Consider the following 17,909-nt stretch of genomic DNA (forward strand, 5'->3'; position numbering starts at 1 on the left):
TGCTCACGCCCCCTGCCCGTCTTGCGCAAATGCCATCAGGCGGTTGTCGGGCAGTTCGATTTCCATCTGGCAGCCGGCCTCCAGATCCAGACGCCGCACGGCATTGATGGAGAAATCGGCAATCAGTTCCTTGCCGCCGAAGCGTTCATTGGTCAGGCGGCAGCGCCAAAAGGAGCCGAGGAATTCCATTTCCGCCAGTTGAACGTCGATACAGTTTCGGTTGCCGCTGCTCTCCAGATACCCGGCCTCATGTGGAATAACATCCTCGGGCCGGATGGCGGCAATGACCGGGGTGCCGTCGGCAAATTCATGCGGCAGGCAGGCAAAAGTCTTTTCCCCCACCGCCAGACGCCCCCCTTTGGCAACCGAGGAACTGATCTGGTTCATCTCGCCGATAAAGTCGGCAACGAACAGATTGGCCGGCTCTCGGTAGATTTCAGTGGGAGAGCCGACCTGCTCGATCACCCCGTGGTTCATCACCACGATGCGGTCGGCCATCGCCAGCGCCTCTTCCTGGTCATGGGTCACCATGATGGTGGTCACACCCAGCTTGCGCTGCAGTTCCTTGATCTCGTGGCGCAGGTGGACGCGCACTTTGGCATCCAGCGCCGACAGCGGTTCATCCAGCAGCAGCAGGCCTGGATTAGTTGCGATGGCGCGTGCCAAGGCGATCCTCTGCTGCTGGCCGCCGGACAGCTGGGCCGGGTATTTGCGGCCCTGGTCCGGCAGGCCGACCAGTTCCAGCAGTTCAGCGACGCGCGCATTGATTTCCTGCTTGCTGCGTCCTGCGTTTTCCAAGCCGAAAGCGATGTTCTTTTCGATCGTAAGGTTCGGGAACAATGCATAGGACTGGAACACGATGCCGAAATCCCGCTCAGACGGCGGCAGGTTGGAGACATCCTGATTACCCTGGGTCACAGTGCCCTTGGATTGCAGATCCAGACCCGCAATGGCGCGCAGCAGCGTGGTCTTGCCGCAGCCGGAAGGGCCCAGGAAGCAGATGAATTCGCCCTCCGTCACGTCCAGGGAGATGTCTTTCAGCGCGATGAAGCTGCCGAAGGCTTTCCAGAGGTCGCGGATGCTCAGGTAGGTTTCTTTTGGCGGGGTCATTTGAAGCACATCGTTGGTCCTTGCATATGCCAACGCGGCACCCTGTCTGTTGTCAACGGGCGGCATGGCTCAGGGCATGTAGCAGTGAAGTTCAGGAAGGCAGAGGGGCGGAAGGCCAACCCTCCGCCCCTGCAGGCTTATTTCGCTTCCGACTTGCCGTCGTAGCGGGCCTGCCATTCCTTGAGGATCGCAGCGCGGTTGTTGGCCGCGAACTCGAAATCATTGTCGATCATCGCGTCCAGCAGCCCTTCCGGGAAATGCTCAACCGGCTTGGCGACGCCCGGGTAAGCGACAACCGCATAGCCGGTGTTGTACATTTCGTTGGCTTCCTTGGTGACCGTGAAATCGACCAGTGTCTGCGCCGCTTCCAGATTTGCGGTGCCTGCCACAATCGCAGTTGCCTCCATGTCCCAGCCGACGCCCTCGGAGGGAACAATGATCTCCAGCGGTGCGCCTGCGGCCTTGGACTTGGCACCACGGAAGGCGAAGGAAATGCCGATCGGGATCTCGCCAGCCGCCGCCAGCTTGCAGGGTTTGGAACCGGAATGGGTATAGCGCGCAATGTTTTCATGCAGCGCATCCATGAACTTCCAGCCCTCTTCCTCACCGAACATCTGCAGCCAGCTGGACACATCCAGGAAGCCGGTGCCGGAGGAATTGGGGTTCGGCATGATAACATGGCCGGCATACTGCGGATCGGTCAGATCCTTCCAGGACGACGGCGGTGTCAGGCCAAGTTTCTCAGCCTCAACCGTGTTGTAGCAGACAGACGCCACCCAGGCGTCCATGCCGACCCAGCTGGGCGGGTTGTCGCCATCAACGAACTTCGAATCCAGCTGATCGACTCCGGTAGGCGCATAGGCTTCCAGCATCCCTTCCGACTTCAGAAGCAGCAGAGAAGTTGCGGCCAGCCCCCAGACCACATCCGCCTGGGGATTGTCGCGCTCGGCCAGCAGCTTGGCCGTGATGATCCCGGTGGAGTCCCGCACCCAGTTGATCTTGATGTCCGGATGGCTCTGGTTGAAGGTTTCTGCGTACCGCGCGAGATCTTCTGCCTCGACTGCGGTGTAGACGGTCAGCTCCGTTTCGGCAATTGACGCGCTCGCTGCCGCTATGGTGAAGGCAAATGCGGTAATAAATGACGCTTTCTGTTTCATGGACTTCCTCTGTTGGCTTGTTCTTGTTCGTTATCGCCCTCTAACGGGGCTGTTGGTCTTACCTTTTCCTGTGACTGGCAGTTTGACAGGTTTTACCATCAATAAAAATTGGTAATACCCATCACATCATAACCAGAACCTATATACCTAACTGTTGCTTCCAACCTCATCAGGCTCAGTCAAGAGTCCGGATGTCATAACCGGTGCCGATCATCGCCAGCCAGTCTCCAAGCCCTTTTGACCTTCAGCCTGAATCATTGAACAACAGTCCAATTTGTGGGGTTTTGTGCGTTTCAGGATCCCCAAGAGGAAAACTGTTGCATAACTTCAATTGTGTCAACAGAATCCAACACGGCACTGCAGGACCCTGAATGGCTCAACGCTTTCGCCGGGACTGGCTAGGGAGTTCCAAGAGTCTAACAACCGCCCCGCGCAGAACTGCCAGAGGATCCAAAGAGACTCACAGTTCGATTTCGAACACTGCGACCACGTTGGTTCGGGAACATGTTTAACCGCCCTCTAAGACACCTGGCGGCAACATTCTGGCTTCAGTTGCCAATGAGATGCGCCCCCGGATGCAAACGGCATCTAAAACGGGCGGCCGAGCCAGCACTAACGGCTTGGAAGTGCTGATGATTGAGCAGTACTGGATCAGCCTTTGGCCCGTATTGGCGTGCACAAGATACGAGTTGGATATTGGATCACAGGTTTTTGTTTGCACAGCGGGCCGAGCCTGCCCCGCACTCAGACAAGCAATTCCTCCCCGGCGGTCGGTGCGGATACAGCCCCCCAGTAATCGGCCGGACGGAACCAGTCGAAGCTGTCAAATGCCGTTGAAATGCTGCCGCGGCCGGCAATGGCGTGAATGAACTCGACCCCGAACACGGCAACTCCGAGTTCGCTCAGCACATCATCCACGTTGCCAGCTTCAAAGCTGGTGTAGCTGGTTTCATCCAGAACAAGATACAACGTGTCGGTTCCCGTCCCGCCCCGGAAGACGTCGCTTGACGGCCCGCCGCCGCCGATGAGCGCGTCTTCTGTGAAGACAAATGTGTCGTCGCCAGACCCGCCGAATACCAGGTCATTGCCGCGCCCGTCTACAATCACATCCCGCCCAGCTGCGCCGCGGAGAACATCCGAGCCGTCTCCACCGTTGATGATATCGTTCTGGCTGCCACCATTTACAGTATCGTTGCCGCTGCCGCCAAGAAGAATATCCTTGCCCTTTGCGCCATAAATCCTGTCATTGCCGCTGCCACCGATCACAACGTCGGCGCCGCCGCCGCCATTGATGGTGTCATCTCCGCCCAGCGCAAAAATGGCGTTTGCCGCCCCCCCCTTGCGCAAGACTGTGCTGCCATCATCCAAGACGGTTGTCTTGCCGCCCCCCATGACAAATTCGGCGTAGGCGCCCCAGATCTGATGCGAAGTCTCTGCCGGGTGAATGGAGTCCCACGCAAGCACTTGGTCACTGCCGAACGTGCTCCCGTCGATCAAATAGTCGGTCCGTTCTGCGAGAATGCCAACCCCGGATGGATCCTCCTCAATTGCCTTTGAAACCGCAAACAGGTCAACGGCCCTGGCGTCGATTCCTTCGGTGCCAAGACCCGCAATGCTCTCCGTAATTCTGCTATTGAAAATATCAATCAGGAGGTCAGCGAAACTTGCATGAACCGGCGAGAGCGTATCGAACTCCGGATAGAACCCGTCCGCAGGCTGGGTGGCGAGAAACACCGTTCCGACCCCGGCTCCGCTGGCGGTGCGGGCGGCTGAGACGATCTGCGCAATCAGCCCTTCAATGACCGGCGTTGCGAGAGCAAGGAAGTCTGCTTGGGTCGCTATCTGCTGTTCCCGCACGGTTCCTAGAAGGCCGATGAAGTCATTCCCTCCAATCAGAAAGAAAGCTGCCGACTCCACCGGTACACCTGCTGAGGCGTCCTCAGTAAAATCTGCGACTTGGGCATCGAGATCTATCAAGCCTTCGAGTAGACCGTCACCGAGTGCGGTTGCCGTCGCTACAGCATAGTTCCTAACCTCAAACCCGCCGAGGGCGGCGGCGTAACTGGCATGGGTCAGCGCGTTGGTGACGGCTCCCTCAGGGCCAACTTCGGAAAAACTGTCTATGATGGTCTGCCGGGCGGCGGCTTTGGCCTCGGCTCGCAAACGCTCCAGGTCGCTTGACGAGGGGAAACCCCCAAAGCTGGCAATCAAGTCCAGCAGGATGAACGGTTCTATGACCGACGCAAGAAGGTCCACAGCATTGCCTTCGTCAGACAAGCTGTCGCCAAAGTAATACACGCGTGAGAACGGTGTCATCATTGCCCCCTTCGGGCACCATCAGTGCAGCACCCGAGCCGCTGGATCGAAAGAAGACGCGGCGCGGCACATTCAACCCAGTGCCCTGCAGCATGTAAGCGTGCGCGCCATTGCTGAATATGGAGCCGCCCGGCGCCATGGCAAGGATTCCCGGCGTGCTGCAACCGCCCATCACACAGCAGCAGAAGAGGTTTGCAAGACCGTTTGCCGGTAACTTTGCGCCAGCGAGCAGGCGGATGGCCCTTCAGTCAGCACCCTAAACAAGCGGTATTCAGGACAAAACAGGATTACATTGAAAATTCAGCTGCAACAGGGCATGGTTAACTATGATGCTGAAGTTGTTCACAATAACTTTGGCCTTGCTGGCCGTGACTGCCTTCTTTTCGCTGCAGCCGGAGGCGCGCACGGAAATCCGCTATCAGACACATCCCGTGGAATTCGGCCCTCTGACTGAAATTGTGACAGCGACCGGAACGCTGGATGCGTTGGTTAAGGTTGATATCAGTTCGCAGGTTTCAGGCCGGATTGCCGAAGTCAGAGCCGGGTTCAACAGCCGTGTCGCCAAAGGGGATCCGCTGGCGATTATCGATCGCGAAGGGTTTCAGGCGCGTGTGGAAGAAGCCAGAGCCGCCGTTGAAATTGCACTGGCAGCTGTAGATGTGCAACGTGCAACTTCGGAACGAGCGGCAGTGGAAATCGAAGCCGCCAAGCTGGAGCAGGAGGTTTTCCGGGCCCGGATCGACCAGGCTTCTGCCGATCTGTCTGTTGCGCGCTCTCGTCTGACCCGTAAGGAGTCCTTGCGTGCAAACGGCACTGTTTCTGCCGCTGACGTGGAGGATGAGCAGGGCGCTGTCTTGCGCGCGGAAGCACTGCTTCGCGAAGCGGAGGCGCAGCTAGCGGCTGGCGGCCAGCGAGTGGAGGCCGCCAGGGCAGAACATGCCAGAGCCAAGGCTGAGCTTGCCGGCGCAAGGGCCAACGTGCCGCAGCGCCGGGCTGCCCTGCAGCTGGCACTTGTGGAATTGGAGCGCACGGCCATCCGGTCACCGATTGACGGCGTGGTCATCGACCGCAGCATTGATGAAGGGCAGACGGTTGCTGCGGCACTTGAAGCCCCAAAGCTGTTCACGATTGCCGAAGAGCTGAGCCGGATGGTGGTACACGTCAGTGTGGACGAAACCGACATCGGGCGCATCCGCACTGGCCAATCTGCGGAGTTTTCGGTCGATGCCTATCCCGCCAAGCGGTTTTCGGGAACCGTGAGCGAAATCCGGAAATCAGCAAAAGTATTGCAAAACATCGTCACCTACACGGTCGTGCTGAACACCGAAAACAAAGACGAACTGCTGTTTCCAGGAATGACCGCTCTGGTCGACATTGCCATTCGCGAAACCGCGCCGGTGCTGAAGGTGCCAACCAGTGTCCTGTCATACCACCCGTCGCAAGAGGGGTTGGCGGACAGCGCTGCCGGGCGGCAGGTTCTTTGGCGCCTGACCCCTTCAGGTGAGCCCGAGGCTGTTGAGGCCGGAACAGGAGATCAGGATGCCAGCCATACCGCTGTGGTTTCCAGTCACCTGAACGAAGGCGATCTGGTCATAAGCAGTGAAATCAGCACCGCGTCCGGAAACCGGTTTGCGCAGTTTCTCCGTAACTGGCGCTGACACCATGCTGATAGAGGCTGAGAATATCTGCAGAAGCTACCAGAACGGAGACACCCGGATAGAAGCTGTCAAAAACTGCTCCTTCACCATCCGTGAAGGGGAGTTTTTGGCGATAACCGGTCCCAGCGGCTCTGGCAAATCGACGCTGATGTCCATTCTCGGCCTTTTGGAAAGACCCACCAGCGGGGCCTTTCGGGTGTCCGGGCAGAACACGGAAGGCATGGCTGCCGATACCAGGGCCGGGCTCCGGAATCGAACCTTCGGTTTTGTCTTCCAGTCCTACAATCTTTTGCCCCGGCTGACTGCGCAGGAGAACGTCGAACTGCCGATGACCTATGCCGGTGTACGGGCTGCCAAACGCCGGGAACGGGCGCGTGACTTGCTTCAGAAAGTCGGACTGGAGGACAGGCGGGCGCATTTTCCCAATCAATTATCAGGCGGTGAACAGCAGAGAATTGCCATTGCCCGGGCATTGGCAAACAGCCCGCGGCTCATTCTTGCGGATGAACCGACCGGGGCGCTGGACAGTGAAAAGGGCTTGCAGATCCTTGGCCTGTTTCATGAATTAAACCAGGCAGGCAGCACCATTGCAGTGATCACGCATGATGAGGATGTCGCCTGCCACACAAGCCGAATTCTGCGGATGAAGGATGGGCGGATCAAATCGGACGAGCTGGTGCTCTCACCGCAATCCAGGGCTGACGCGCAAAAGGTGGCCCGTTTTGTTCGCCATCCCGGGCATGGCAGCGCAGATCTTCCGCCAAGGCGGCCGCAATGACGCTGCTGGAAAGCCTCCGGATTGCGCTGCGGGCGCTGCGGGCAAACCTGATGCGCAGTTTCCTGACCATGCTGGGGATCATCGTGGGGGTTACTTCAGTTGTGGCCATGGTCGCGTTCGCGGAAGGCGCCCAGCGCGAGATCGGCCGCCAGATCAAGACACTTGGTGCAAACGTCTTAATGATTGTTCCGGAACTAAACCGCGGCGGCGATGACAATGCGGACCTGTACCAGGCGGCAATACTGCGGGAGTCCGATGCCGCTGCCATCGGCACGCATATCGGCCAAGTGGTAACAGCCGCACCATCCGTGCGGGCAGACCTGCAGGTGATCAACAGGGACAAGAACACCTGGGTCACAGTCAACGGCACCACCGCAGGTTACTTCACCATCCGCGAATGGCCGCTACGCCAGGGAAGAGTGTTTTCCGGACAGGAGCAACTCAACAGCGGCAAGGTTGCCCTGCTCGGTCAGGCAACCGCGGACAAGCTGTTCGGAGACAGCGACCCGGTCGGGCAGACCATCCGTATCCTGTCGGTGCCGTTCGAGGTGATCGGCATCCTTGCGGAAAAGGGCACCTCCGGCAGCGGACGCGAGCAGGATGACATCGTCTTCATCCCGATTTCCACCGCGCAGAAACGGCTGTTTGGAAGCGCCAATCAGGTTCACCGGGGGTCGGTTGACTATATTCTGGCCAAGGCTGCGTCGACACAGGCAGTTGCAGGGGCAGAACAAGAGATCACCCGGCTGCTGCGGCAGCGGCACCGGATCCGTGACGGCCGGGACAGCGACTTCCGGGTTGTAGACCCGGCTGCGCTGATGGCGGCTCAGCACGCGGCCTCGCGCACAATCCGCTGGCTGCTGGCCGGGATCGCAGGCGTGTCGCTGGTGGTGGGCGGGATCAGCATTATGAACATCATGCTGGTCTCAGTGACCGAGCGCACTCGCGAGATCGGCCTGCGGGTGGCAGTCGGCGCCCGCGCCAGGGACGTCCAGTTTCAGTTCCTGATGGAGGCGGTGCTGCTGTGTTTACTGGGCGGCCTTATCGGGCTGTCAGCCGGTGCCGGACTGGCCTATGCCGCCAGCAGCATTGCCGGCTGGCCAGTGTACCTTAGCCCGCTGTCGCTGATCGGAGCGGTGGGCCTGGCGTCTGTTGTGGGGGTCATCTTCGGCTTCTTCCCGGCCCGGCGCGCCTCGCGTCTGGATCCGGTGACGGCTTTGCGAATGGAGTGAACAAAAATGGCGCCCCAACGAGGAGGGGCGCCACGCTTTGCAACTCTATCTGGCCCACTAGCCGGAAGGAGTTGAGTCAGTTGGGATCAACATCCCTTGGATGATCTTCGTCCGGCTCAAAGTATGGCCCGGCAATGTCCACATTTTTGATGCAAACCCAAGTTCTCTTTTTGTAACTGTATTTCAGGATTTCAGCATCGTTGCCTTCGCCATTGTTGCCGCAGCGGCGCTCAGCCAGTTCACGATCACTTGGCTTGCCTCCGCCAGCCAAAACTGCAGGTGCGCTGAAGCTGATTGCAAGCGCGGTAACAACAAGAAATTTCATCATAACAGCCTCCACTAGTTAACTAAAAATTCGGCAGCCTCACGCTCCATTGGAATGCGCAGGCCTTCAGACATCAATCCGGCACGTTGCCAGAGTTACCCGGATCCTGATCGCGCGGATGATCTTCAGAAGCATTGGGGCCTTTGAGGCACCTGAAGCCATCACGGGTCCGTCTAACGGCCTCGGCTCCGTTTCCGTCACCGCTGTTAGTGCATTTTGCAATTGCCAGCAGATATGGATTCTGCCCAACCTTCAAACCATTGTCGGCAATTGCTGCGGGAGCGCTAAACCCGAACACAAGCGCCGCAGCAATGAGAAGTTTCTTCATAACAGCCTCCACAAGTTAACGAACTCTTCCACTCAACCAAAATGGCGGCCGTGCCGCATCGCTCACTTGCAGGACAAAAATTCCGCGCGGTCTCCCTCGATTGAGCGATGAATTCCCGCCAGCCGGGAATGGCGGGGTTTCACCACCCGGAGCGGCGTAGCCGGACCCCAAATTACAGGAATCAGTCAGCAAATCTGACGGGGATGCTGCATTGCAATGGGCGCACGCTCCGGCGCCTCTGCTGTGGCCGCAATTGCAACAGAAAAGACAACCAATATCCGGGGAACCTAATGCTCAATATGTGCAAGAAGCGATACCAGCTCCCCTTGCCGGTGGGTGTTGGTTTTCTGGAAGATCGACCGCAAATGGCTGCGGGCGGTCCAGATCGAGACCCCTAGCGCCTTGGCTGCCTGCTTAAGGCTAAGCCCCCTCGACAGCTGGAGGGCAACCGCGGATTCGGCCGGTGTCAGGTGGAACTCCTGCTGCAGAAAATCTGCATTGGCATCATCCAGGTCTTCAACCTGCCGGATACTTAACAACGACTGTGCGCCGTCCAGTTTTTCACGGAACGCCGCAGGCAAGGGAATAACATCAATATAGACGGTTTTATCCTGTGAAACCTTCACCTTGACCGGCGGTGGCAACGGCTGTTCCGAGTTCTCATCATAGTCAATTCCAGCCCGGATCAGGCGGGACAACTTGGCATTCTGCAGCGGGTCTCTGATCCGGATGCTTTGCCAGTGCACAACCAGCTGGCATGCCGAACTGCCGTTCAGGACCAGGTCGACAAAAGCCAAGTTTCCCATCCTGTCCAAGGCCATTAGCCCATGGCACTTGCCACCGAGCAGGTCGGTCCATTGTTCCATCCATACAGAAGCCAACGTGCTGCACCCCTCATCACGTTTCCAGTCGTCGCGACTGGCCCGAATTGGCCTCGTGGGTGAAGTGCTATAGGGTCCCGCTGCGGCTGAAAACTCTCTGCAATGAGATGTGATATCTTTGCCCCTAAGCGCAATCAGCGGGCAGGTTTTCGCGCTGGCAGCAGCGTCCTGCAATCCATATGCACTTCTTACACATTCAATACTTCAAATGCACCGGAAAGTAAATCAGGCGTACTGCCTGCTGGCAGCATTTTCGGCGGAATTCATCTCACTCTCTGCCGGTATCAAGGACCTAAGCAGTCCCCAGTTATTTGATGACGAATGGAAGGTCTCCTTCCACCGCACAGGAGGATAATTGAGCACGGCTGCGTCTGAACGCTGCCTCCAGACAGGGGGTGCAAACATAGGCCTATCCTGTGCATGATTGCCCAAATGGTAAGAACAGCGTGCTAAGTGGTTTATGCTACGGCGACCAGGCTTGAGCGCATGCTGCGGATAAATTCATCATGTCGACAGCCCGGGCGGCGACTTGACTGGCGGCTTCCTCCAAGGTTTCATGCCCCAAGTAAAATGCCGGAACCGGCGGCATCACGACAGCGCCCATTTCAGTCACTGCCGACATGTTCCGCAGATGCGCCAAAGTCAGCGGCGCTTCACGCGCCAAAAGGATCAGCCGCCTGCGCTCCTTCAGCTGCACACTGGCAGCCCGCGTCAGCAGATTGTCATCGAAACCATGTGCGATGGCGGCCAGTGAGCGCATAGAGCACGGTGCAACAATCATTCCCGATACCGGAACCGAGCCTGAAGCAATTGCAGCACCGATGTCATGGACAGGGTGGAAGCGCGCAGCCATCGCTCTCAACTCCTCAGAAGCTCCAGCCCCGCATTCCTGAGCCAGGGTCCGCTCAGCGGCCGCGCTGGCGACCAGATCAATTTCCGCTCCCAAATTCAGAAGATGCCGCGCAACCGCCAGGCTGAGAACAGCACCGGAGGCGCCAGAGACGCCCAGCACCACCCTATGCGCACTCATGACATCAGTTCCGGCATCAGCCGGGACACAAGTTCCGCGGCAAAAGCCTGATCCTTGGCATCCGCTCGCATGACCCCGCCCCATTCACGCACTGTCTCGCTGCCGGTCTTCGTTGTGGCATCAATACCGATCTTTCCGGCCAATCCAGGTTTCGGCGACGCAAAGTCGAGATAGTCCATCGGTGTGTTCTCCAGCACCATGACATCGCGGGACGGGTCCATTCGGGTAGCCAGAACCCAGGCGATGTCATCCCAGTTCCTCGGATCGATCTCCGCATCTACAGCGATCATCATCTTGGTGTAATTGAACTGCGGCAGCATCCCCCACAGCGCCATCATCACCCGGCGCGCCTGCCCAGGGTAGCGTTTGTCGATGCTGACAATGGCAATCCTGTAAGAACAAGCAGCCGGCGGCAGCCAAAGATCGCGAATCTCCGGGATCTGCGCCCGAACCGTTGGCAGGGCCAGCCGGTTAAACACCTCGCCGATGACCGCAGGCTCATCCGGCGGCCTGCCGGTATAGGTGGAGAGATACAGAGGATTTTCGCGATGCGTCACTGCACTCACCTGCATGACGGGAAAAGGTTCCGCCGGATTGTAATAGCCCGTGTGGTCACCAAAGGGGCCTTCGGGGGCGGTTACCGAAGCAGACACCCAGCCCTCCAGCACAATCTCAGCATCGGCGGGCACCAACAGCGGGATAGTCTTGCAAGGCACCAGGCGAGGACGGGCTCCGCTGAGCGCGCCAGCAAAAGTCAGCTCCGACACGGTTTCCGGCAAGGGCAACGCCGCGGACAGCAGCGTGGCAGGGTCTGCCCCCAGAACCACAGCGGCGGGCATAGGCTCGCCCCGCCCTGCCCAGCCGCGGTGGTGCGCCGCCCCGCCCCGATGAGGCAGCCAGCGCATGATCAGCCTCGATCGGTCCAGAACTTGGGTCCGATAGACACCAGCATTGTAGCTGTTGATGTTTTCAGGGACGCTGCCGTGCGGCCGGGTGATCACAACAGGCCAGGTGATCAGCGGCCCGGCGTCCCCAGGCCAGTGGGTTTGTACTGGAAGGATATCCAGATTTGCATCCGCCCCCTCGCAGGCGACAGCCTGAACCGGGGCGGTTTTCACCATCTTCGGGCGGGTGGCCAGAGCCGCCTTGAGCATCGGCCAGCGGGACAGAGCATCGCGCAGCCCGTCCGGCGGCGGTGGTGACCGGAGAGCAGCGAGGAAACGGCCCAGGTTATCCAGGCTGTCCTGCGCCACTCCGAGGCCAGCTGCCACGCGGCTGGCAGTTCCGAACAGATTTACCACAACCGGGATGCCGGAGGCCCCGCCGCCCGCCAGCACCGGATGATCGAATTGAAGCACCGGACCACCGGCCTCCAGCACCGTGCGGTGCACCGCTGTCATTTGGTGGCGCACGGAGACCGGGTCGGACACTCTTTGAAACTGCCCTGTGGAGAGGCACCAATTCAAAAAATGGCGGAGGCTGGGGAATGGCGGATGAGTACGAATGTGACCGCTCCAATTCTGATTTCCGCCGATCCCTAGCAAAGTTTCCCGCTGCGAATTTGTCCGCCGACAAACTCTGGCCGCGCGTGAGGCCATAGACCCGCCGCAATTGAAGCTACCGGCGGGAAAGGACTTCTTTTGCCACACACCCAGCCACAAACCCCAATTTGCCCGGCCGCCCTGGCGAAGCTGCTGCGCCTAACACCCCTTGTTCCGGTATCACTATCGCTCACGGCCTGCTCAAGGCGTATTGCCTATCGCCACCCCGGCCTGTTCCGCCGCTTGGGTGAGCACAGCCGCAAGCGGTTTATCTTGGATCCCGCGGATTTACCCATTGTTCTTTGTCTTGAACCCAATGTTGGCCAACCCAAGGTCCGCGCCTTGCGCGGCAGAGGTGAAGGTGACGCCCGGATTTCCGGCCCGCTGGCCGCGCTTCTGGGGCTGGTGCACGGGGCCTATGACGGGGATGCGCTATTCTTTTCGCGGGATCTGGTGATTGAAGGCGACACTGCGGCGGCACTGGCGCTGCGCAACGCAGTGGATGACGCCGAACTTGACCTGTCGCAGGAGATCGCCGCAATGTCCGGGCCATTTGCCCGGTTCCTGTTGCGGGCCGTTGCCATTGCTGAGCGGCGCACAGGCGTCTCGCTGGCCCGGCCGGAGGAGGAAGCAGCATGGTGATGGAAATCGTCTGCCCGGCAGGCACGCCCGCAGCCCTGCGCGCCGCCGTCAAGGCTGGGGCGCATACAGTCTATTGCGGCTTTAACGACGAGACCAACGCCCGTAATTTCCCTGGCCTCAATTTCGATCGTGCAGAAATGCGCGAATGCGTGGGTTTTGCCCACGATCACGGCTCCAAGGCGCTGGTTGCAATCAACACATTCCCCCGCGCAGGCGATCAGGCCTTATGGCACCACGCCATTGACGACGCAGCGCAATCCGGCGCGGATGCGGTTATTCTGGCGGACCCTGGCTTGCTGAAGTATGCCGCGCGCAACCACCCTGGCCTGCGACTGCATCTGTCTGTTCAGGCAGCGGCCGCCAATGCCGACATCATCAACTTCTACGCCTGCACCTTCGGCGTGAAACGGGTGGTGCTGCCGCGAGTTTTGTCGGTGCCGGAAATCGCCGCCATCAACGCAGAAGCGGAAGTGGAAACCGAGGTCTTTGTTTTTGGCGGGCTGTGCGTGATGGCCGAGGGACGCTGTTCGCTCTCCTCTTACGCAACCGGACTGTCGCCCAATATGAACGGGGTCTGCTCCCCCGCTAGCCATGTGGAGTACCGCGACGAAAACGGTGCGCTGGATGCCAAGCTGGGCGGGTTTACCATCCATCGCGCAGCCAAGAACGAACCCGCGCCCTACCCGACCCTATGCAAAGGCTGTTTCTCTGCTGGCAGCCAAACCGGGCACCTGTTCGAAGACCCGGTTAGCCTCAATGCAGAGCAGCTGATCCCGCAGCTGAAAGAAGCTGGGGTTACCGCGCTGAAGATCGAAGGGCGTCAGCGCTCGAAATCCTATGTGGCGCAGGTCGTGCGCAACTTCCGCGCCGCCGTTGATGCGCTGGAGGCTGGCCAGCCGCTGCCGCAGGGCATGCTGGCGCGGCTGTCAGAAGGCCAGGCCGTGACCACCGGCGCCTACAAGAAAACCTGGAGATAGCCGTATGGAACTGACTGTTGGGCCGAACCAATTCTTCTGGCCGGCCGAAGACTGGAGCGCGTTTTACGGCTCCTTGGCCGAAGCCCCTGTTGACCGCGTTGTTATGGGCGAGTTGGTCTGCTCCAAGCGCCTGCCTTTCTACCAGGAGCGCATCCCCGAAGCGCTGGCCCTGCTAACCGAGGCGGGCAAGGAGGCTGTACTGACAAGCCTGTCCCTTGTAACACTAAAGCGCGAGCGAAAGCATACTGCGGATCTGGCCGCGATGGGGGTAACGGTTGAGGTCAACGACCTGACAACACTGGCGTACCTGCCCAAGGGAATGGGTTTTCACGTCGGCCCGCTGGTCAATGTCTACAACGAGGGCACATTGGCTTGGCTGGCCTCGCTGGGAGCCACGCGTATCTGCCTTCCGCCAGAGCTGCCGCTGTCGTCGGTTAGAACGCTTGCTCGTGCAGGCAGAGAGCTGGGCATCGCCATTGAAGTTTGGGGCCACGGTCGGCTGCCGCTAGCGATTTCAGGGCGCTGCTACCACGCGCGGCTGCACAAGAGGACCAAGGACAATTGCCAGTTTGCCTGCGAGAATGACCCGGACGGGCTGGATGTGAAGACGCTGGAAGGTCAGCCCTTTATGGCGATGAATGGAGTGCAGACTTTGTCGCACAGTTACGCCTGCACCGACTATCAGATCGAGGCACTCGCAGATGCCGGAGTTTCCGCCTTGCGCCTGTCACCTCAATCTCAGGGATTTACCCGTATTTGTCAGAATTATCGCGGCCGTGTGACTGGTGTTCTAGCGCCAGGTGCCATTGCCGCGGATGTGCAGAAGGCTTCCCCGCAGACCCGTCTCAGCGACGGCTTCCTGACAGGCCCAAGCGGTGTGGCCTGGTCCGCGGGTCCAATACCGTCGCGATCAAACGCAAAGCCTTGAACGCTTTCTGGGATGCCCCGTACCGGCCGTTGTTCCTTTCAGCATTTCTGTACGCGCTTCTTTCTGTCGCCTGGTGGCCGCTGGGCGTTCAGTTAGGTCTCCCTGAACCGGGGCTGAAGCCAGCGGTTTTATGGCATGTCCACGAGCTGCTTTTCGGCTTTGCGGCCGCTGCCATTGCAGGCTACCTTCTGACGGCGCTGCCAGGCTGGACAGGACGGCAGCCATTGCGCGGCCCGGCACTTAAAGCTCTGGTTTCTGTCTGGCTGCTGGCTCGTACTGCTTCCGCCATGGATCTGCCGCTGGCCGCCGCCCTGTTCCTGAACAGCGCATTTTTCCTTGCCCTTTGCGGATACATCTTTAGCGAACTGGCTGCTGCACGGATTTATTGCAAGCTGGGCTACGCTGGAGCTGTGCTTGCCTTGGGACTGGGGGAAGCATTTTTTCTGGTTAACGCCAAAGCTGGAAATATCTGGACTTGCCTAAACCTTGCTCAATCCGTTCTGATCGGGTTCCTGGTGCTGATGTTTTCCATCGGTGCACGGGCAATCCCAGCCTTCACCCGGAATTGGCTGGCGCTGTCCGGCCGTTCAACACTGCAGGTACAGGAACACGCCCAAACACGGGCTGTTTCCCAGGGGCTGCTCATACTGGCCCTGGCCTTCAAACTTGCCGGAGCTGAAGATGCCGCAAATGCTCTTCTTGTTGCCGCGGCAATGGCAATGTTCTGCTCCATACCAGGCTGGAGAACTCTGGCTATTCTTTCCAACCCGCTTCTTGCCGCGTTGCACGTTGCCTTTCTGTGGCTGCCTGCTGGCGCATTGCTGGTTGGCGTCACCGGCCTGGATCTGGCGGGTTACCCGGTTTCCACGGCTATTCATGCCATTACCATTGGTGGAATGTCCGGCCTGGTTATGGCCATCGCCGGGCGGGCCGGGGCCCATTCCAGCGGCGGGACGATGCGCGCCAGCAAGAGCTTTTCAATCGGGGTGTTACTAAACGGAGCCGCGGCTTGGATTCGCCTCTCAGTTCCGCTCTTTCCAGCTCTTACAGACAAATTGACCGTTGGCGCAGCCCTGTTGTGGTGCACTGGCTGGCTTGTCTTCATTGCAGGCTTCCTGCCCGCCCTATCCGGCCCGCCCCGCCGGCCCGTCCTGAGCGGACGGCGCCTCATAGCACAGGACCCGACGGAACCGTCAGCCCAGGCACCTGAGTGAACAGATTGCCTCATTTCCTAGATGGAAAAACACTGGAGGCACCAGTTGCAGAGTCGCTCCAGCACCAATCACTTGTGGTTTCTTGCCTCAAGATATCACCGGAATTCGGCTCGCTACTTGCCGCCGTTTCGCGGGGGCCTTTACCGTTGATGTGTTCAAGCTGCGCCAGTCGGCGCAGGAGGCAACTGCAAGGGGCTGGAATGCTGTCGGCGAACAGCTTTTGTCAGCCGCGTGCGCGGCAAGAAACCTGACAACACTCCCCGCCAATTCGGTACCTTGCACCCGAAGCAAGTTCACAACAGACCGCCGCGCTGGCACAGGCCAGAGGTAGGACCACCGCAAATCATCTGTGTTTGGAAATGAAAATCTAAGGTTAGGTGCACTCGGCCCCACGATGTATAGGACGAGGCAGGAACCATCCGCAGAAAGGAACGAAAGGTCTATTAAGGGACATCAAGCAATTCGGATGAGCAGCCCAAAAATGTACCAGGTGCATACGACTGTCCATGCAGATAGACACCTTCACTGAAGTCTGGAGGGTGCCAACCGCCGCATGTAAGGCGTGTCACGAATTACGAATTGATTTCCTGTTTCAATTTGATGCCAATGCGACCTCACCTGCATTGTCCCCAAGACCGCAGTCCGAGACCTGCCTCCGGAAACGGCTGGGAGTTACCCCCTCCTGCTGCCGGAATGCGCGTTCAAAGGCGGAGACTTCAGAATATCCAAGCCATGCAGAGACGTCTTGGAGGTGCGCACCAGGGATTAGCAGCATGCGCTTGGCAATTTCCATCCGGCATCCCGCTAGGAGGTGCGAATATTTTTGCCCCTCATCTTCCAGCCGGCGCCGCAAGGTGCGCCGGGACATGCCCAACGCGGCGGCGACGGCAGTTTGCTCAAAACTTTCTCGGCCGATCCGCATCATCAACTCGCGGCGCACCCGCACGGTAACTGGCGCGGCGCGTTCGCTCTGCCTGGCATTTTGAACAATCGACTGTGCTGCTTCCTTGAACGCAGGGTTGGCACCGCCAGGCAGCGGCAGATCCAGCAGTCCTGCAGAAAACACCAGCCGGTTCGCGGGGGATGCAAATTGCACCGGACAGCGGGGACCAGCCTTGCTGCCGCTTTGCAGAGCGCTTGATTCGTGCTCCAGCGACAGCAGCTCTGGCCGCCAATCCGGTCCGGCAGCAGACCGTATCAGGTTGTGGAAAACCGCCAGCGTCAGCTCCGCGTCCTGCCGCCGCGGCCAGATTCGGTTGTCCAAAATTCTATAGGTCAAAACGGCCTGACCGGCGTCCACTGCCAGCCGCAATTCAGAGTCGCTTTGCACAATAGGGAAAGCATTTCGAAACAGCGACAGTGCTGCACCAAGCGTTGGCGCCTGGTTTATGAATTCTCCAACCTCGCCAAGGTTTTGCAGGTTGAAAACAGAACCGACACGCCAGCCGAAATCGGGCAGTTTCAAAATGCTCGACGCGTGCTCGCAGAAATCCACAAACTGCTTCAGGCCGATCTCCCCCGCCAGGTCCGTGGGACCAATTCCAGCGCTGCGGAAAACCGGGGCAGCATCTCCGTTCAGAAACTCAACGGCCCGCAGCGGGTCGTTCAAAGTGGAGGCGGAAATCCGGGGCTGGTAGGTGTGTGGCATCGGGCAGTTCCTCAGGATTGCGCCAGAATACCGCAAAAATCCGCTGTTCCAGAAATTTTGCCGAAACCGGGGCCGCAGCGGCCGAATCTGTCCGGAAATGTCGGGTAGTTGTCCGGAAGTGTCCGCCACAAGGAACGGCCCGCT

16 protein-coding genes are annotated in these 17,909 nt (G+C 59.2%); 7 read left to right on the top strand and 9 right to left on the bottom strand.

All coding sequences use genetic code 11. The features are described from left to right. Positions 1 to 3: 3 nt before the first annotated feature. The 3 genes from RA25_RS19035 to RA25_RS19045 all read right to left on the bottom strand — a co-directional run bounded on the left by RA25_RS19035 (position 4) and on the right by RA25_RS19045 (position 4,583). The gene (locus RA25_RS19035) at positions 4 to 1,110 is read right to left on the bottom strand and encodes a putative 2-aminoethylphosphonate ABC transporter ATP-binding protein (RefSeq protein WP_039174456.1); all 1,107 of its coding nucleotides are present in this window, start codon (positions 1,108 to 1,110) and stop codon (positions 4 to 6) included. Between the two features lie 137 nt (positions 1,111 to 1,247). Then, the gene (locus RA25_RS19040) at positions 1,248 to 2,267 is read right to left on the bottom strand and encodes a putative 2-aminoethylphosphonate ABC transporter substrate-binding protein (protein ID WP_019297883.1); all 1,020 of its coding nucleotides are present in this window, start codon (positions 2,265 to 2,267) and stop codon (positions 1,248 to 1,250) included. A gap of 744 nt (positions 2,268 to 3,011) precedes the next feature. After that, on the bottom strand, positions 3,012 to 4,583 hold the full coding sequence (locus RA25_RS19045; RefSeq protein ID WP_039174457.1) for an SGNH/GDSL hydrolase family protein: 1,572 nt from the start codon (positions 4,581 to 4,583) through the stop codon (positions 3,012 to 3,014). A gap of 326 nt (positions 4,584 to 4,909) precedes the next feature. Here RA25_RS19045 and RA25_RS19050 point away from each other — a divergent pair, with 326 nt between their 5' ends. The 3 genes from RA25_RS19050 to RA25_RS19060 are packed head-to-tail and all read left to right on the top strand — an operon-like array spanning position 4,910 to position 8,251. Next, positions 4,910 to 6,241, top strand: coding sequence for an efflux RND transporter periplasmic adaptor subunit (locus tag RA25_RS19050; protein WP_052254300.1), 1,332 nt, complete (start codon positions 4,910 to 4,912; stop codon positions 6,239 to 6,241). A gap of 4 nt (positions 6,242 to 6,245) precedes the next feature. After that, positions 6,246 to 7,019, top strand: a complete 774-nt coding sequence (locus RA25_RS19055) for an ABC transporter ATP-binding protein (RefSeq protein WP_237754642.1) — start codon at positions 6,246 to 6,248, stop codon at positions 7,017 to 7,019. Then, on the top strand, positions 7,016 to 8,251 hold the full coding sequence (locus tag RA25_RS19060; RefSeq protein WP_039174458.1) for an ABC transporter permease: 1,236 nt from the start codon (positions 7,016 to 7,018) through the stop codon (positions 8,249 to 8,251). Before RA25_RS19055 ends, RA25_RS19060 begins: the two co-directional genes overlap by 4 nt. Before the next feature lie 76 nt (positions 8,252 to 8,327). Here RA25_RS19060 and RA25_RS19065 read toward each other — a convergent pair whose 3' ends face one another. The 5 genes from RA25_RS19065 to RA25_RS19080 form a co-directional block, all read right to left on the bottom strand. Further along, positions 8,328 to 8,579 carry a hypothetical protein gene (locus tag RA25_RS19065; RefSeq protein ID WP_019297888.1) on the bottom strand — a complete coding sequence of 84 codons (252 nt, stop codon included), beginning with the start codon at positions 8,577 to 8,579 and terminating at the stop codon, positions 8,328 to 8,330. Between the two features lie 70 nt (positions 8,580 to 8,649). Next, a complete protein-coding gene (locus tag RA25_RS22810) occupies positions 8,650 to 8,904 on the bottom strand; it encodes a hypothetical protein (protein ID WP_152610569.1) in 255 nt (84 codons plus the stop codon). 287 nt (positions 8,905 to 9,191) lie between these two features. After that, complete coding sequence (locus tag RA25_RS19070; RefSeq protein ID WP_206539706.1) at positions 9,192 to 9,701, bottom strand: helix-turn-helix transcriptional regulator; 510 nt, start codon at positions 9,699 to 9,701, stop codon at positions 9,192 to 9,194. A 547-nt stretch (positions 9,702 to 10,248) separates the two neighbouring features. Beyond that, complete coding sequence (locus RA25_RS19075) at positions 10,249 to 10,815, bottom strand: UbiX family flavin prenyltransferase (protein ID WP_039174461.1); 567 nt, start codon at positions 10,813 to 10,815, stop codon at positions 10,249 to 10,251. Next, positions 10,812 to 12,320 carry a UbiD family decarboxylase gene (locus RA25_RS19080; RefSeq protein WP_039174532.1) on the bottom strand — a complete coding sequence of 503 codons (1,509 nt, stop codon included), beginning with the start codon at positions 12,318 to 12,320 and terminating at the stop codon, positions 10,812 to 10,814. The genes RA25_RS19075 and RA25_RS19080 overlap by 4 nt, the downstream gene beginning before the upstream one ends. 135 nt (positions 12,321 to 12,455) lie before the next feature. Between RA25_RS19080 and ubiT the strand changes: the two genes are divergently transcribed. Genes ubiT through RA25_RS19100 form a run of 4 tightly spaced genes read left to right on the top strand, consistent with a single transcriptional unit; the run spans position 12,456 to position 16,117 of the window. Further along, complete coding sequence (gene ubiT / locus RA25_RS19085; protein WP_082023105.1) at positions 12,456 to 12,998, top strand: ubiquinone anaerobic biosynthesis accessory factor UbiT; 543 nt, start codon at positions 12,456 to 12,458, stop codon at positions 12,996 to 12,998. Beyond that, the gene (gene ubiU, locus RA25_RS19090) at positions 12,998 to 13,975 is read left to right on the top strand and encodes a ubiquinone anaerobic biosynthesis protein UbiU (protein WP_039174535.1); all 978 of its coding nucleotides are present in this window, start codon (positions 12,998 to 13,000) and stop codon (positions 13,973 to 13,975) included. The genes ubiT and ubiU overlap by 1 nt, the downstream gene beginning before the upstream one ends. Positions 13,976 to 13,979: 4 nt before the next feature. Next, positions 13,980 to 14,903, top strand: a complete 924-nt coding sequence (ubiV, locus tag RA25_RS19095) for a ubiquinone anaerobic biosynthesis protein UbiV (RefSeq protein WP_039174463.1) — start codon at positions 13,980 to 13,982, stop codon at positions 14,901 to 14,903. After that, positions 14,900 to 16,117, top strand: coding sequence for an NnrS family protein (locus tag RA25_RS19100; RefSeq protein ID WP_052254301.1), 1,218 nt, complete (start codon positions 14,900 to 14,902; stop codon positions 16,115 to 16,117). The genes ubiV and RA25_RS19100 overlap by 4 nt, the downstream gene beginning before the upstream one ends. Positions 16,118 to 16,709: 592 nt before the next feature. Here the strand turns inward: RA25_RS19100 and qhpR are convergent. Beyond that, positions 16,710 to 17,765 carry an AraC-like transcriptional regulator QhpR gene (qhpR, locus tag RA25_RS19105; RefSeq protein ID WP_019297896.1) on the bottom strand — a complete coding sequence of 352 codons (1,056 nt, stop codon included), beginning with the start codon at positions 17,763 to 17,765 and terminating at the stop codon, positions 16,710 to 16,712. Positions 17,766 to 17,909: the final 144 nt, after the last annotated feature.

Source organism: Leisingera sp. ANG-S5 (assembly GCF_000813925.1).
GTDB lineage: Bacteria > Pseudomonadota > Alphaproteobacteria > Rhodobacterales > Rhodobacteraceae > Leisingera.

What these genes read in the sequence shown, in the direction of transcription:
- RA25_RS19045 (WP_039174457.1), bottom strand. Translation starts at nt 4,583, where the DNA reads ATGACACCGTTCTCACGCGTGTATTACTTTGGCGACAGCTTGTCTGAC.
- RA25_RS19040 (WP_019297883.1), bottom strand. Translation starts at nt 2,267, where the DNA reads ATGAAACAGAAAGCGTCATTTATTACCGCATTTGCCTTCACCATAGCG.
- RA25_RS19050 (WP_052254300.1), top strand. Translation starts at nt 4,910, where the DNA reads ATGATGCTGAAGTTGTTCACAATAACTTTGGCCTTGCTGGCCGTGACT.
- RA25_RS19075 (WP_039174461.1), bottom strand. Translation starts at nt 10,815, where the DNA reads ATGAGTGCGCATAGGGTGGTGCTGGGCGTCTCTGGCGCCTCCGGTGCT.
- RA25_RS19035 (WP_039174456.1), bottom strand. Translation starts at nt 1,110, where the DNA reads ATGACCCCGCCAAAAGAAACCTACCTGAGCATCCGCGACCTCTGGAAA.
- RA25_RS19055 (WP_237754642.1), top strand. Translation starts at nt 6,246, where the DNA reads ATGCTGATAGAGGCTGAGAATATCTGCAGAAGCTACCAGAACGGAGAC.
- ubiU (WP_039174535.1), top strand. Translation starts at nt 12,998, where the DNA reads ATGGAAATCGTCTGCCCGGCAGGCACGCCCGCAGCCCTGCGCGCCGCC.
- RA25_RS19065 (WP_019297888.1), bottom strand. Translation starts at nt 8,579, where the DNA reads ATGATGAAATTTCTTGTTGTTACCGCGCTTGCAATCAGCTTCAGCGCA.
- ubiV (WP_039174463.1), top strand. Translation starts at nt 13,980, where the DNA reads ATGGAACTGACTGTTGGGCCGAACCAATTCTTCTGGCCGGCCGAAGAC.
- qhpR (WP_019297896.1), bottom strand. Translation starts at nt 17,765, where the DNA reads ATGCCACACACCTACCAGCCCCGGATTTCCGCCTCCACTTTGAACGAC.
- RA25_RS22810 (WP_152610569.1), bottom strand. Translation starts at nt 8,904, where the DNA reads ATGAAGAAACTTCTCATTGCTGCGGCGCTTGTGTTCGGGTTTAGCGCT.
- RA25_RS19060 (WP_039174458.1), top strand. Translation starts at nt 7,016, where the DNA reads ATGACGCTGCTGGAAAGCCTCCGGATTGCGCTGCGGGCGCTGCGGGCA.